The 12,417-nt window shown below is 59.4% G+C and carries 10 protein-coding genes; 4 read left to right on the top strand and 6 right to left on the bottom strand.

Annotated features, from left to right (window positions below):
* Nucleotides 1-24: 24 nt before the first annotated feature.
* Genes Z947_RS0118170 through Z947_RS0118180 form a run of 3 tightly spaced genes read right to left on the bottom strand, consistent with a single transcriptional unit; the run spans nucleotide 25 to nucleotide 2,909 of the window.
* On the bottom strand, nucleotides 25-1,206 hold the full coding sequence (locus Z947_RS0118170; protein ID WP_025045707.1) for a phosphopentomutase: 1,182 nt from the start codon (nucleotides 1,204-1,206) through the stop codon (nucleotides 25-27).
* Nucleotides 1,206-2,510, bottom strand: coding sequence for a thymidine phosphorylase (locus Z947_RS0118175; protein ID WP_025045708.1), 1,305 nt, complete (start codon nucleotides 2,508-2,510; stop codon nucleotides 1,206-1,208). Before Z947_RS0118175 ends, Z947_RS0118170 begins: the two co-directional genes overlap by 1 nt.
* A 3-nt stretch (nucleotides 2,511-2,513) precedes the next feature.
* Entirely contained in the window at nucleotides 2,514-2,909 is a 396-nt protein-coding gene (locus tag Z947_RS0118180) for a cytidine deaminase (RefSeq protein ID WP_025045709.1), read from the bottom strand.
* Between the two features lie 209 nt (nucleotides 2,910-3,118).
* Here Z947_RS0118180 and Z947_RS0118185 point away from each other — a divergent pair, with 209 nt between their 5' ends.
* Entirely contained in the window at nucleotides 3,119-5,392 is a 2,274-nt protein-coding gene (locus tag Z947_RS0118185) for an NADP-dependent malic enzyme (protein WP_025045710.1), read from the top strand.
* 1 nt (nucleotide 5,393) lies between these two features.
* On the opposite strand, the gene Z947_RS0118190 is transcribed toward Z947_RS0118185, so the two are convergent.
* Entirely contained in the window at nucleotides 5,394-6,164 is a 771-nt protein-coding gene (locus Z947_RS0118190; RefSeq protein ID WP_025045711.1) for a MipA/OmpV family protein, read from the bottom strand.
* A 215-nt stretch (nucleotides 6,165-6,379) separates the two neighbouring features.
* On the opposite strand from Z947_RS0118190, the gene Z947_RS0118195 reads away from it, so the two are divergent.
* The gene (locus Z947_RS0118195) at nucleotides 6,380-8,275 is read left to right on the top strand and encodes a propionyl-CoA synthetase (protein WP_025045712.1); all 1,896 of its coding nucleotides are present in this window, start codon (nucleotides 6,380-6,382) and stop codon (nucleotides 8,273-8,275) included.
* Nucleotides 8,276-8,290: 15 nt separating this feature from the next.
* Nucleotides 8,291-9,541 carry an adenylate/guanylate cyclase domain-containing protein gene (locus tag Z947_RS21265; protein ID WP_240477546.1) on the top strand — a complete coding sequence of 417 codons (1,251 nt, stop codon included), beginning with the start codon at nucleotides 8,291-8,293 and terminating at the stop codon, nucleotides 9,539-9,541.
* Between the two features lie 20 nt (nucleotides 9,542-9,561).
* Here the strand turns inward: Z947_RS21265 and Z947_RS0118205 are convergent, their stop codons facing one another.
* Nucleotides 9,562-10,317: an NAD kinase gene (locus tag Z947_RS0118205; protein WP_025045713.1), complete on the bottom strand. Its 756-nt coding sequence runs from the start codon at nucleotides 10,315-10,317 to the stop codon at nucleotides 9,562-9,564.
* 182 nt (nucleotides 10,318-10,499) lie between these two features.
* Here Z947_RS0118205 and glyA point away from each other — a divergent pair, with 182 nt between their 5' ends.
* Nucleotides 10,500-11,777: a serine hydroxymethyltransferase gene (gene glyA / locus Z947_RS0118210; protein ID WP_025045714.1), complete on the top strand. Its 1,278-nt coding sequence runs from the start codon at nucleotides 10,500-10,502 to the stop codon at nucleotides 11,775-11,777.
* Between the two features lie 96 nt (nucleotides 11,778-11,873).
* Here the strand turns inward: glyA and Z947_RS0118215 are convergent, their stop codons facing one another.
* Nucleotides 11,874-12,347, bottom strand: coding sequence for a tRNA (cytidine(34)-2'-O)-methyltransferase (locus tag Z947_RS0118215; protein WP_025045715.1), 474 nt, complete (start codon nucleotides 12,345-12,347; stop codon nucleotides 11,874-11,876).
* Nucleotides 12,348-12,417: the final 70 nt, after the last annotated feature.

Raw genomic sequence — 12,417 nt, forward strand, 5'->3', positions numbered from 1 at the left:
GGGGCAGCGCCCCAATCATTCCGTTCAGCTGCGCACCACCCCAAGGTGATCCGCGACCAAGGCTGCGACGTCCTGAAACCCGATCAGCCCCAGCGGCGTTGCCGGCATACCAGCCACCAGCACCGGCACTCTTTCGCGGGTATGATCTGTACCGATCCACGTCGGGTCATTGCCATGATCAGCCGTCAACACCATGATATCCCCCGGCACCAACCGGTCGATCAACCTGCCGATCTCGCGGTCAAACCACTCCAGCTGCCGCGCATACCCCGAGACATCGCGCCGATGCCCGAACAAACTGTCGAATTCGACGAAATTGGCAAATGTCAGCGATCCCTCAACGGCCGCGTCAACCAAATCCGAAAGATGCCCCATCAACGTCGCATCATCCCCTTTGCGAAGTTCGTCGATCCCCTGCATGGAAAAGATATCACCAATCTTTCCAACGCCATAAACGCGCTGACCGGCGTCTTGCACCCAGTTCATCAGCACAGGTGCGGGCGGCATGATCGCAAAGTCGCGCCGGTTGCCGGTGCGCGTGAACGCCCCGTCGGTGCCCACAAACGGTCGTGCTATGACCCGCCCGACCTTCATCTCGTGCAACATCGGGGCGACGGCTTCGCACAGGGCCAACAACCGGTCCAGACCGAAGCTCTCTTCATGGGCTGCAATCTGCAACACGGAATCTGCCGAAGTATAGCAAATCGGCCAGCCGCTCTCGACGTGGCGCTGCCCCAATTCCGAGATGATTGCAGTGCCAGAGGCATGGCAATCGCCGAGGATACCGTCCACACCTGCCATTTTCGCCAGATACGCGCTGACTTCGGCGGGGAACGCAGGCTTTGCGTCAGGAAAATAATGCCACTCCCATGGCACGGGCAATCCCGCGAGCTCCCAATGCCCCGACGGGGTATCCTTGCCGCGTGAAACCTCTGTGGCTGCGCCCCACCCGCCTTGCGGCTTTGTCGCGGGAACGTCACCCCCGGCTGCCAGCGCCATTGCGTTGGAGATGCCCAGCCGCTCCAGATTGGGGATCATCAAGGGTCCGCTGCGCCCGTCCTCTGCCTGCCCTGCCGCACACGCCGCCATGATGTGGCCCAGCGTATTCGCACCTGTATCGGGCACATCCCCGTTAAAAAACTGTTCCGCGTCCGGCGCGCCGCCGATCCCGACGGAATCCATCACCACCAGAAATGCCCGCGCCATTAGCCGATCCTTTCGATGATCTGCTCTGGCACCTTGGGGCGCGAACCGGACAGGGTCATTGCCCCCAGAACCGCCTCTGCCGCACGATCTGCCTGATCCGAGCGCACCGCATGGACCACGGCCAACACCTGTCCGCGTTTTACCTGCGTGCCCAGACGTGCCACATCGGACAGGCCCACTGCCGGATTGACAGGGTCTTCCTGCTTCATCCGGCCACCGCCCAGATCAACCACAGCCCAGCCCAACGCCTCGCCGTTGATCTTTGCCACATAGCCGTCATGGGGGGCCGAAACCTGCCGGATCACCGTGGCTTCGGGCAAAAAGCGCTGCCAGTTTTCTACAAAATTCACCGGCCCGCCCAGCGCTGACAGCATCCGCGCGAACCGCTCGGCGGCATAGCCCTTGCGGATCGCATGTACCACTGCGTCCGCACCTTCCTGCACATCTTGCGCAAGCCCTGCGTTGGCCAGCAAAACACCGCCCAATGCGGCAGCAACATCGACAATCGGTCCGCGCCCCGATCCCGTCAGAATGCGCATCACCTCGGCCACCTCCAGCGCGTTGCCCAAACTGGGCACCAGCGGTTGGCTCATATCGCTGATCACTGCTGTGGTCCGACACTTGGCCGCATTCGCGGTTTTCGTCAGCGCCTCCGCCAGCGCCTGCCCTTCGGCCACGGTTTTCATAAACGCGCCGCTGCCGATTTTGACATCCAGCACCAGCCCGTCCAGCCCCGCCGCCAGCTTTTTACTCAGGATCGACGCCGTGATCAGGTCCAACGAATCCACCGTCGACGATACGTCGCGCACCGCATACAGCCGCCTGTCCGCGGGTGCGATATCCGCTGTGGCCCCTACAATGGCGCAGCCCACTTGCCCCACGACGGCCTTCAACTGGGTTTCTGTCAGTTGCGTCGTCACGCCGGGTATGGCTTCCAGTTTGTCCAGCGTCCCGCCGGTGTGGCCCAGACCACGCCCCGAAATCATCGGCACATAGGCTCCGCAGGCCGCCAGCGCAGGTGCCAACAAAAGGCTGACGCAATCGCCCACGCCCCCTGTTGAATGTTTATCCAGCACCGGTCCGTCGAGGTTCCATTTCAGAACACGTCCCGAATCGCGCATCGCGAGTGTCAGCGCCACGCGCCCCACATCAGACAGCCCGTTCAGGCACACCCCCATGGCGAAAGCACCGGCCTGCGCATCACTTACCGCCCCATCAGCCAAACCTTGCGCCATCCAGGCAAGCTCTGCCCGCGTGGGTGTCTGTTTGTGCCGCAGCTTTGCCAGAATGGCCCGCGCGTTCATCGTTTATCCTTCCAAAAAGCCGGCATCAAAAGCACCGGGCAAAAGGTCGGCCAATGTTGTGCGTTGCTCGACACCATCCACGGTGGCCATAATCACCGGCACATCGCCAGCCCCGAATTCGGCCAGCTTCTGACGACACCCGCCACAGGGCGGCACCGGTGCCGCACTTCCTGCGACCACATAGACCTCGGCAATTGACAGATCACCCGCCGCCACCATGGCCGCAATCGCACCGGCTTCGGCGCAGGTGCCTTGCGGGTAGGCCGCGTTTTCCACATTGCAGCCCGCATAAATGGCACCCGACGCGGCACGCAGGGCTGCCCCGACTTTGAATTTGGAATAGGGCGCATGCGCACGCGTACGCACATCAACCGCCTGCTGTCTTAAATCATCGCTCATAAAGGCCCCCTTGGTCGCAGAACTATAGGGTTTGGCGGGACAAGTTTCGAGGGGCAAAAACGCCTTCACTTCCCCTTCATCCTTTTTCCCAATACCCTGCCTCAATATCAGCGCCCCCTGCCACTGCCTGCCCACGACAAACAGCTGGGGCTTGCGGACGCCAAAAAGTAGTTTAATGCTAAACTAAATCTTCAAGGGAGGCTAATTCAATGACCGACACGCCCAATCTGCGCCAGGCCGCGCTGGACTATCACGCCTTCCCGAAACCCGGCAAACTTGAAATACGTGCGACCAAGCCTTTGGCGAACGGCCGTGACCTTGCGCGCGCCTATTCACCGGGCGTCGCCGAAGCCTGTCTCGAGATCAAGAATGATCCCGCGACCGCAGCGTTATATACCTCCCGCGCCAATCTGGTGGCCGTGGTCACCAACGGGTCGGCCGTGCTCGGTCTTGGCAACATCGGCCCGCTGGCGTCAAAACCGGTGATGGAGGGCAAGGCCGTCCTGTTCAAAAAATTCGCCAACATCGACTGTTTTGATATCGAGGTGGACCAGTCCGACCCTGAAAAGCTGGCCGATATTGTCTGCGCCCTTGAACCCAGCTTTGGCGCGATCAACCTTGAAGACATCAAAGCCCCCGATTGTTTCACTGTTGAACGCATTTGCCGCGAGCGGATGAACATCCCCGTTTTCCACGACGATCAACACGGCACCGCCATCGTTGTGGGGGCCGCGGTCACCAATGCCCTCCACGTGGCCGGTAAGAAATTCGAAGATATCAAAATCGTCTCCACCGGCGGCGGGGCAGCGGGCATTGCCTGTTTGAACATGTTGCTCAAACTTGGTGTCCGGCGCGAAAACGTCTGGCTTTGCGACATTCACGGGCTGGTCCATGAGGGCCGAGAGGTCGACATGAACCCGATCAAATCCGAGTTCGCGCAGAAAACCGATCTGCGCACGCTTGATGAAGTGATTGACGGGGCCGATCTGTTTCTTGGCCTCTCCGGTCCCGGCGTCCTGTCGCAGGAAATGGTCGCAAGGATGACCAAGCAACCCATCATCTTTGCCCTCGCCAACCCCACACCGGAAATCCTGCCCGATCTTGCCCGCGCTGTTGCACCGGACGCGATCATCGCCACAGGGCGTTCTGATTTTCCCAATCAGGTCAATAACGTACTGTGCTTTCCCTTTATCTTTCGCGGCGCACTGGATGTCGGTGCAACCACCATTAACGACGCTATGCAGCTGGCTTGTATCGACGGCATCGCCGAACTGGCCCGCGCCACGACAAGCGCCGAAGCGGCTGCAGCCTATCAGGGCGAAGAGATGACATTCGGGCCGGAATACCTGATCCCCAAACCCTTTGACCCGCGCCTGATCGGCGTTGTGTCTTCGGCGGTGGCGAAAGCTGCGATGGAAACTGGCGTAGCGGCCCGCCCGATTGAGGATCTCGACGCCTATCGCCTGAAGCTCGACGGTTCGGTGTTCAAATCCGCCCTTCTGATGCGTCCCGTTTTCGAGGCCGCCCGCTCCTCGCCACGCAAAATCGTCTTTGCCGAAGGCGAAGACGAACGCGTACTACGCGCGGCACAGGCGATTATCGAGGAAACCGTGGAAATGCCAATCCTCATTGGCCGCCCAGAGGTGATCCAGCGCCGCATCGAACAGGCAGGCCTGAATTTACGTATTGGTGACAACATTGAACTCGTGAACCCCGAAAACGACCCGCGCTACCGCGATTATTGGGAAACATATCATACACTTATGTGTCGTCGTGGGGCCAGTCCCGATATTGCGAAAGCCGTGATGCGCACCAATTCCACGGCGATTGGTGCCGTCATGGTGCACCGCAACGAAGCCGACAGCCTGATCTGCGGCACTTTCGGCGAATTTCGTTGGCATCTGAATTATGTGGAACAGGTGTTGGGCCGCGACGGGTTACGCCCCCATGGCGCGCTGTCGATGATGATCCTTGAGGATGGCCCACTGTTCATCGCCGACACGCAGGTGCATCTGCACCCCGATCCAGAGCAACTGGCCGAAATTGCCCGCGGCGCTGCCCGCCACGTCCGCCGTTTCGGGATCGAACCGCGCATTGCATTTTGCTCACAATCGCAATTCGGCAATCAGGGCGAAGGCTCCGGCAAACGCCTGCGTGCCGCCATCGGGTTGCTGGATGCTGAAAACGCGGACTTCTGCTACGAGGGCGAGATGAACATCGACACAGCGCTTGATCCGGAATTGCGCGCACGCCTTATGCCGGCCAACCGAATGCAGGGTGCCGCGAATGTCTTGGTCTTTGCCCATGCGGATGCCGCCTCCGGCGTGCGTAACATCCTGAAAATGAAGGGCGGCGGACTGGAAGTCGGCCCGATCCTGATGGGGATGGGCAACAAGGCCCATATTGTTTCCCCGTCGATTACCGCGCGCGGGTTGCTGAACGTGGGGGCCATCGCTGGCACCCCCGTCGCGCATTACGGATAGATCAGAAGTTAAGGGTAAATGCCCGGCTGAGCCCGATACGCAGGCTCAGCTGGTTTTCCGAACCGATTTGCGTGATCGGGCTGTCCGCGGCATCATTCAGCAGCTTTTCATAGCTCAGCAAGCCCTCAACCGACCAATCCTTGTCGATCCGGTAGGTCGCGCCGATTTCGACACCCGCGCCCAACACGCCCCCATCGGCGTCAAAAGCGTTAAAGTTCGATCCAAGCGCTTCCGCACCGGTCACGCCGAAATAGGTACCGGCATATTCGCTGTCGCCAAGGTTCAGACGCGGACCGGCGGTCACTGTCCAACGGTCGGTGGGGCGGAAAATCACATCCGCGCCAAGCGTTCCGGCCACGCCGTCATGTCCGCCAAAGCCTTGACGCACTTCGCCAAAAGCGCGCCAGTGGGTTTGCTGAAACGTCAGACCAAGCCCCAGCTCAACGGCAGTATCAATATCGCTAAGCCCTGCAAGTTCGGGGTTATCGTCAACCTTGCGCGACCCGATGACCCGCAGTGCCCCGCCAAGCGACACACCATTGGCCGGTACATTCCCGATCCCTGCACCAATATCGACATTGCCCCACGTCAGATTGCCGAAAGTAAACTTCAGATCCGCCGACCCTTCATAGTCATCCGCACCGGGATAGGCCCGCTGCCCCACCGCACCGATACCGATGCCAAAGTTCAGTGAACGGTCCTGCGCAGCCAAAGGCAGCGCCATAGCAACACTGGTTGAGGCCGCCAGAACAAAAGTAAGGGGCAAGCGCATGGTTTGATTCTCCAGAAAGGGCAGCTCGTTTATGACAGTTAGCAGCTTATGAAATAGTTACCAGCGGGCCAATTACGCGTAACTGTGTAAATTATTGCACAATTTCAACGATAACCGTGAAAATTAACTTTCCCGAGGTCTAGGCTGCGGACCATGCGGGCTTGCCCCTCCGCCTGCCGCTGCCTAACAAAAGAGAAACGGGAGGGAAAAAGACCATGGGATACCGCGAAACCTACGACCGCTGTAAGGACGATCCAGAAGCTTATTGGATGGATCAGGCATCCGCGATTGACTGGATCACCCCCCCGACCAAGGCGCTGACGGACCATGGCGACAACCTTTATGAATGGTACGCCGATGGCATGGTGAACGGCTGTTACAACGCCGTTGACCGCCACGTGGAACAGGGGCGCGGCGACCAGCTGGCGATCATCCACGACAGCCCAATCACTGGTAAAAGCGAAAAAATCACGTATTCCCAACTGAAAAAGCGTGTCGAATACCTTGCCGGTGCCTTGTTGGCGCGGGGCGTGGAAAAGGGCGATACCGTGATCATCTACATGCCGATGATCCCTCAAGCGCTTGAGGCGATGCTGGCCTGTGCGCGACTGGGTGCGATCCATTCGGTCGTATTTGGCGGCTTTGCGGCCAACGAACTGGCCGTACGCATTGAAGATTGCAAACCCAAGGCGATCATGGCCGCTTCTTGCGGCTTGGAACCGGGCCGTGTGGTTGAATACAAACCCCTGCTGGACAGTGCGATCGAACAGGCGGATCACAAACCCGAACTCTGCCTGATCCTGCAACGCGACGAACACCGCTGCGACCTGATCGAAGGGCGCGATCTGGATTGGTATGAGGCGCAAAAAGACTGCCTGCCCGCCGCCTGTTTTCCGGTCGAGGGGAATTTCCCTGCCTATATCCTTTATACCTCCGGCACCACGGGTGCGCCCAAAGGTGTCGTGCGTCCCACCGGTGGCCATCTGGTCGCACTGAACTGGACCATGAAAAACATCTATAACGTCGATCCGGGTGACGTGTTCTGGGCCGCATCTGACGTGGGTTGGGTCGTGGGGCACAGCTATATCTGCTATGCGCCGCTGATCCACGGCAACACCACCGTGGTGTTCGAAGGCAAGCCCATCGGCACGCCGGACGCGGGCACCTTCTGGCGCATCATCGAAGAACACAAGGTGCGCAGCTTTTTTACCGCGCCCACCGCCATTCGCGCCGTGAAACGCGAAGATCCCACCGGCGAATTCATCAAGAAATACGATCTCTCCAGTCTGCGTGCCCTTTATCTGGCGGGGGAACGCGCAGACCCCGACACCATTGAATGGGCGCAGGATAAGCTGGGCAAACCGGTTTACGATCACTGGTGGCAGACCGAAACCGGCTATACCATCGCCGGCAACCCCGCGGGACTTGAGGCGCTGCCGGTCAAGATCGGCTCGCCCACGGTACCGATGCCCGGCTATGACGTGCAAATCCTTGACGAAGCGGGCCATCCGCAAAAACCCGGTGAACTGGGTGCGATTGCGATCAAACTGCCCTTGCCACCGGGTACGTTGCCAACACTCTGGGGTGCGACCGACCGCTTTATCAAATCCTACCTCACCACCTTTCCCGGGTATTATGAAACCGGCGATGCGGGTATGATGGATGAGGACGGATACCTTTATATCATGGCGCGCACCGATGATGTGATCAACGTCGCCGGTCACCGCCTGTCCACCGGTGCCATGGAAGAAGTGCTGGCCGGTCACCCCGATGTCGCCGAATGTGCGGTTGTCGGTGTCAGTGACGCGCTCAAGGGGCAATCGCCCGTCGGGTTTGTGTGCCTGTCAAAAGGCGTCGACCGCCCCCACGCCGAAATTACCGCCGAATGCGTGAAACGCATCCGCGACCAGATCGGCCCTGTTGCGGCCTTCAAAACCGCATTGGTGGTGGACCGCCTGCCCAAGACGCGCTCCGGCAAGATCCTGCGCGCCACGATGGTCAAGATAGCGGACAACCAACCGTTCAAGCTGCCCGCTACAATTGACGATCCTGCCATTTTGGACGAAATTAAAGCTGCACTGCAAGAAATTGGCTATGCGCAGGACACATAACTAAGGGAATACGCCATGGCCGCGCCGATCCTCGACAGTTTTGAGATGGCCGCGGCTTTGACCGACCTGTCGACATGGCTGGTGCAACAGGGACTGGAGAACACGCCAACCGACCTCTGGCTCTCGCAATTCTGCGACAAGGTGAACGAGGCGGGCATTCCGCTGGCCCGCGTCAACCTGTCCACCCGCGCCCATCATCCAGAAATTGGCGCAGTTGCCTTCCGCTGGCGCCGCGATGGCGAAAGCGAGCGGTTTCAATACAGTCGTTCAACCAGCCCCGCGTCTGACCTGATGGAAGAATACCGGCGCAGTCCGCTATTTTATCTGATGTCCAATCCCATTTCAGAGATGCGCCAGCGCCTTGATGTGCCCGCCCCCGAACTGGATTTTCCGATATTCGACGAACTGCGCGCACAGGGGATGACGGAGTATTACGCCGCCAAACGGTACTTTCTGCGCAGCAATCAGGAACACATCTCCGACCCGACCCGCCCGATCGAAGAAAACATGACAATCTCGATGGCCACGGATCAGAAAGGCGGGTTTTCCAACGCGCAGCTTGATCTGCTGCGCCCCCTGCTCGTGCCGATGTGTCTGACCTTGAAATGCAGCGCAAACCGGTTGATGGCCGAAGATATCACCGCCGCTTATATGGGCCGTGACGCCAGCCGCCGAGTGCTGTCCGGTGCCATCTCGCGCGGATCATCGGACACGATTTCAGCGGTGATCCTGTATTTCGATCTGAAAGGGTTCACCAAACTTTCTGAACAATTGCCCGGCGATGCTGTCATCGAACTGCTGAACGATTACTTTGCCGAAGCTGTGGATGTTGTCGAAAACAACGGCGGCAATGTATTGAAATTCATGGGCGACGGCATGTTGGCGATCTTTGATCTCAATGACATACCGAATGCCCGCCACGTTGCTGTGAAAGCTGCTGTTGAACTGCGCGAGGTCTTCGCCGCTACCAACGAACGCCGCGCCGCCGCCGGCCTTTATACCACCGGCTTCGCCCTCGCGCTGCATGCGGGCGATGTTCTTTACGGTAATATCGGCGGCAAAACCCGTCTGGACTTCACCGTCATCGGCCCCGCAGTGAACGCCACCGCCCGCATTCTGGGCATGTCCGGTGCGTTGGATCAGAACATTGTGATTTCCTCACAGGTCGCCGCCGAGGTCTGCGCGGCCCGTCCCGATCTTGTATCGCTTGGCCAGTACCGCCTGCGCGGCGTGCGCGAACGGCTGGAATTGTTCACACTTGATTAGGCGCGCCCGGTCCTTTGATATCAGGTGAACTGTTCCGAAATCAGCCGCTCTTCCAAGCCGTGACCGGGATCAAACAGAATTTCATGTTCGATACCGGCATCCGATGCGATTTCGACGGTCACAACGTCGCGGTAGCTGTTGCCATCCGCATCGGCCATCACCGGGCGCTTTTCCTGTTCGAGAACATCAAACCGCACCTTCGCCGCTTTGGGCAATAGCGCCCCGCGCCAACGGCGCGGACGGAACGCGGCCATCGCCGTCAGGGCCAATACATCCGACCCGATGGGCAGAATGGGGCCATGCGCCGAGTAGTTATAGGCGGTGGACCCCGCAGGGGTGGCCACCAGTGCCCCGTCGCAAACCAGTTCCTGCATCCGCAAACGCCCGTCGATCGTGATCTGCAGCTTGGCAGCCTGCGGTCCCGCCCGCAGTAATGCCACCTCATTGATCGCCAACGCCTTTGATATGCTGCCATCCACATGGGTCGCGGTCATGCTCAGCGGGTTCAACACCTCGCGCTCGGCGGCTTGCAACCGTTCGATCAGCCCAGTTTCGGCATATTCGTTCATCAGAAACCCGATGGTACCGCGGTTCATCCCGTAAATCGGCGCGTTCATTCCTTGGGTGTCATGCAACGTCTGAAGCATGAAACCGTCGCCGCCGAGCGCCACGATCACTTCGGCCTCGGCTTGGGGGACGTCACCATAACGCCCGATCAAAGCCGCGCGCGCGGTTTGGGCGACAATCGCGCGACTGGCGGCAAAAGCAATTTTCATAAAGTCAGGGCCGTCCTGTTCTGGGTTTCCGATGCGCCGCAATTTCCCTCAAACCAAACACATTATTCCTGAGAGGGCCAGCTTGGTCGCACATAACCGCACGTAGGACGCTTTCACGGCTTTCCGATCCGGCGCGTTTCCGATACGAAACCCCCAACTTTTGGGCAAAAAGGACCTGCACCATGAAAGATTTCTTCACCGCAACGCTTGCTGACACCGATCCCGATCTCAAGGCATCGATCACCGGCGAACTGGGCCGCCAGCGTAACGAGATCGAATTGATCGCGTCGGAAAACATCGTATCTGCCGCTGTGCTTGAGGCGCAGGGATCGGTGATGACCAACAAATACGCCGAAGGCTACGCCGGACGGCGCTATTACGGCGGGTGCGAATGGGTCGATGTGGCAGAAAACCTTGCCATCGAACGGGCGTGCAAACTCTTTGCATGTGACTTTGCAAATGTGCAGCCGAACTCCGGTTCGCAAGCAAATCAGGGTGTTTTTCAGGCGCTTCTCCAGCCCGGCGATACCATCCTTGGCATGTCGCTGGACGCCGGTGGCCACCTGACCCACGGGGCCAAACCGAACCAGTCCGGTAAATGGTTCAACGCCATCCAATACGGCGTGCGCAAACAGGACAACCTGCTAGATTACGATCAGGTGCAGGAACTGGCCAATGAACATAAACCCAAGCTGCTGATCGCCGGTGGTTCTGCCATCCCGCGCCAGATTGATTTCAAACGCATGCGCGAGATTGCCGATTCTGTTGGTGCCCTGTTGCACGTGGACATGGCGCATTTTGCCGGTCTGGTGGCGGCGGGCGAACACCCCTCCCCCTTCCCGCATGCGCATGTGGCCACAACAACCACTCACAAAACCCTGCGCGGCCCGCGGGGCGGCATGATCCTGACCAACGACGAGGCGCTGGCGAAAAAGTTCAACTCCGCCATCTTCCCCGGCATTCAGGGCGGCCCGTTGATGCACGTCATCGCCGCTAAAGCCGTGGCATTCGGCGAGGCCCTGCGCCCCGAGTTCAAAACCTACATCCAGCGCGTGATCGCAAATGCCCAAGCCCTGTCGGACCAGCTGATCAAAGGCGGGTTGGACACAGTCACACATGGCACCGATACCCATGTGGTGCTGGTCGACCTGCGCCCCAAAGGCGTGAAGGGCAATGCGACCGAAAAGGCATTGGGCCGTGCGCATATCACCTGCAACAAAAACGGCGTGCCGTTTGACCCTGAAAAGCCGACGATCACTTCCGGCATCCGCCTTGGCTCGCCTGCCGGCACAACGCGCGGCTTTGACGAGGCAGAGTTCCGTCAAATCGCCGATTGGATCATCGAAGTCGTCGACGGTCTGGCCGCCAATGGCGAAGAGGGTAACGCCGAAGTCGAAGCAAAGGTAAAAGCCGAAGTCGAAGCGCTCTGCGCCCGCTTCCCGATGTACCCGAACCTGTAACGCTCAAGATCGGGCATCACGCCCGTCCCTTACAATTGCAAAGGCCCCGCCGTCACCGTGCGGGGCCTTTTTCTATTTGCAGGCCCGGCGCAACGTTCAGCCGCCCAACTGCGGCCGCATCGCTTGATAAATCACCGCAGTCGCCACATTGGCAAGATTCAGCGACCGCACACGGCGATCCAGCATTGGCAGATGGAACACCCGATCCTCCTGCCCCCCGATCACCGACGCCGGCAAACCGGCGGATTCGCAGCCAAATACCAGATAGGCGTCCTTGCGATACTCAGGGGCATACAGGCTTTGCGCGCCGTGCTCTTCAAAGAAATACAGCGCCTCGCGGGGCGGATTGCGCGCGGCGAGAAAACTCTGCCAATCGTCATATTCACTTAAAGTGACGTGTTTCCAGTAATCCGTTCCCGCGCGGCGGACAGATTTCTCGTCCAGCGAAAACCCGTAAGGCTTGATCAGGATCAGCTCAAGGTTTAGCGCGACACAGGTCCGCCCGATGGCACCGGTATTGTAAGGTATTTCAGGTGTCACCAACACCATCTTCATGCGCGGCTCGGTCATGGGTAACAGCTTTCTTACTCTGGGATCGCGCCTCCCTTACCGCAACACGTACAGGGGAAACAGGGCAATC

Source organism: Sulfitobacter geojensis, assembly GCF_000622325.1.
Taxonomy (GTDB): Bacteria; Pseudomonadota; Alphaproteobacteria; order Rhodobacterales; family Rhodobacteraceae; genus Sulfitobacter; species Sulfitobacter geojensis.

Coding starts and splice junctions, on each gene's coding strand:
- Z947_RS0118185 (WP_025045710.1), top strand. CDS start 3,119: ATGACCGACACGCCCAATCTGCGCCAGGCCGCGCTGGACTATCACGCC.
- Z947_RS21265 (WP_240477546.1), top strand. CDS start 8,291: ATGGCCGCGCCGATCCTCGACAGTTTTGAGATGGCCGCGGCTTTGACC.
- Z947_RS0118195 (WP_025045712.1), top strand. CDS start 6,380: ATGGGATACCGCGAAACCTACGACCGCTGTAAGGACGATCCAGAAGCT.
- Z947_RS0118180 (WP_025045709.1), bottom strand. CDS start 2,909: ATGAGCGATGATTTAAGACAGCAGGCGGTTGATGTGCGTACGCGTGCG.
- Z947_RS0118190 (WP_025045711.1), bottom strand. CDS start 6,164: ATGCGCTTGCCCCTTACTTTTGTTCTGGCGGCCTCAACCAGTGTTGCT.
- glyA (WP_025045714.1), top strand. CDS start 10,500: ATGAAAGATTTCTTCACCGCAACGCTTGCTGACACCGATCCCGATCTC.
- Z947_RS0118205 (WP_025045713.1), bottom strand. CDS start 10,317: ATGAAAATTGCTTTTGCCGCCAGTCGCGCGATTGTCGCCCAAACCGCG.
- Z947_RS0118175 (WP_025045708.1), bottom strand. CDS start 2,510: ATGAACGCGCGGGCCATTCTGGCAAAGCTGCGGCACAAACAGACACCC.
- Z947_RS0118170 (WP_025045707.1), bottom strand. CDS start 1,206: ATGGCGCGGGCATTTCTGGTGGTGATGGATTCCGTCGGGATCGGCGGC.
- Z947_RS0118215 (WP_025045715.1), bottom strand. CDS start 12,347: ATGACCGAGCCGCGCATGAAGATGGTGTTGGTGACACCTGAAATACCT.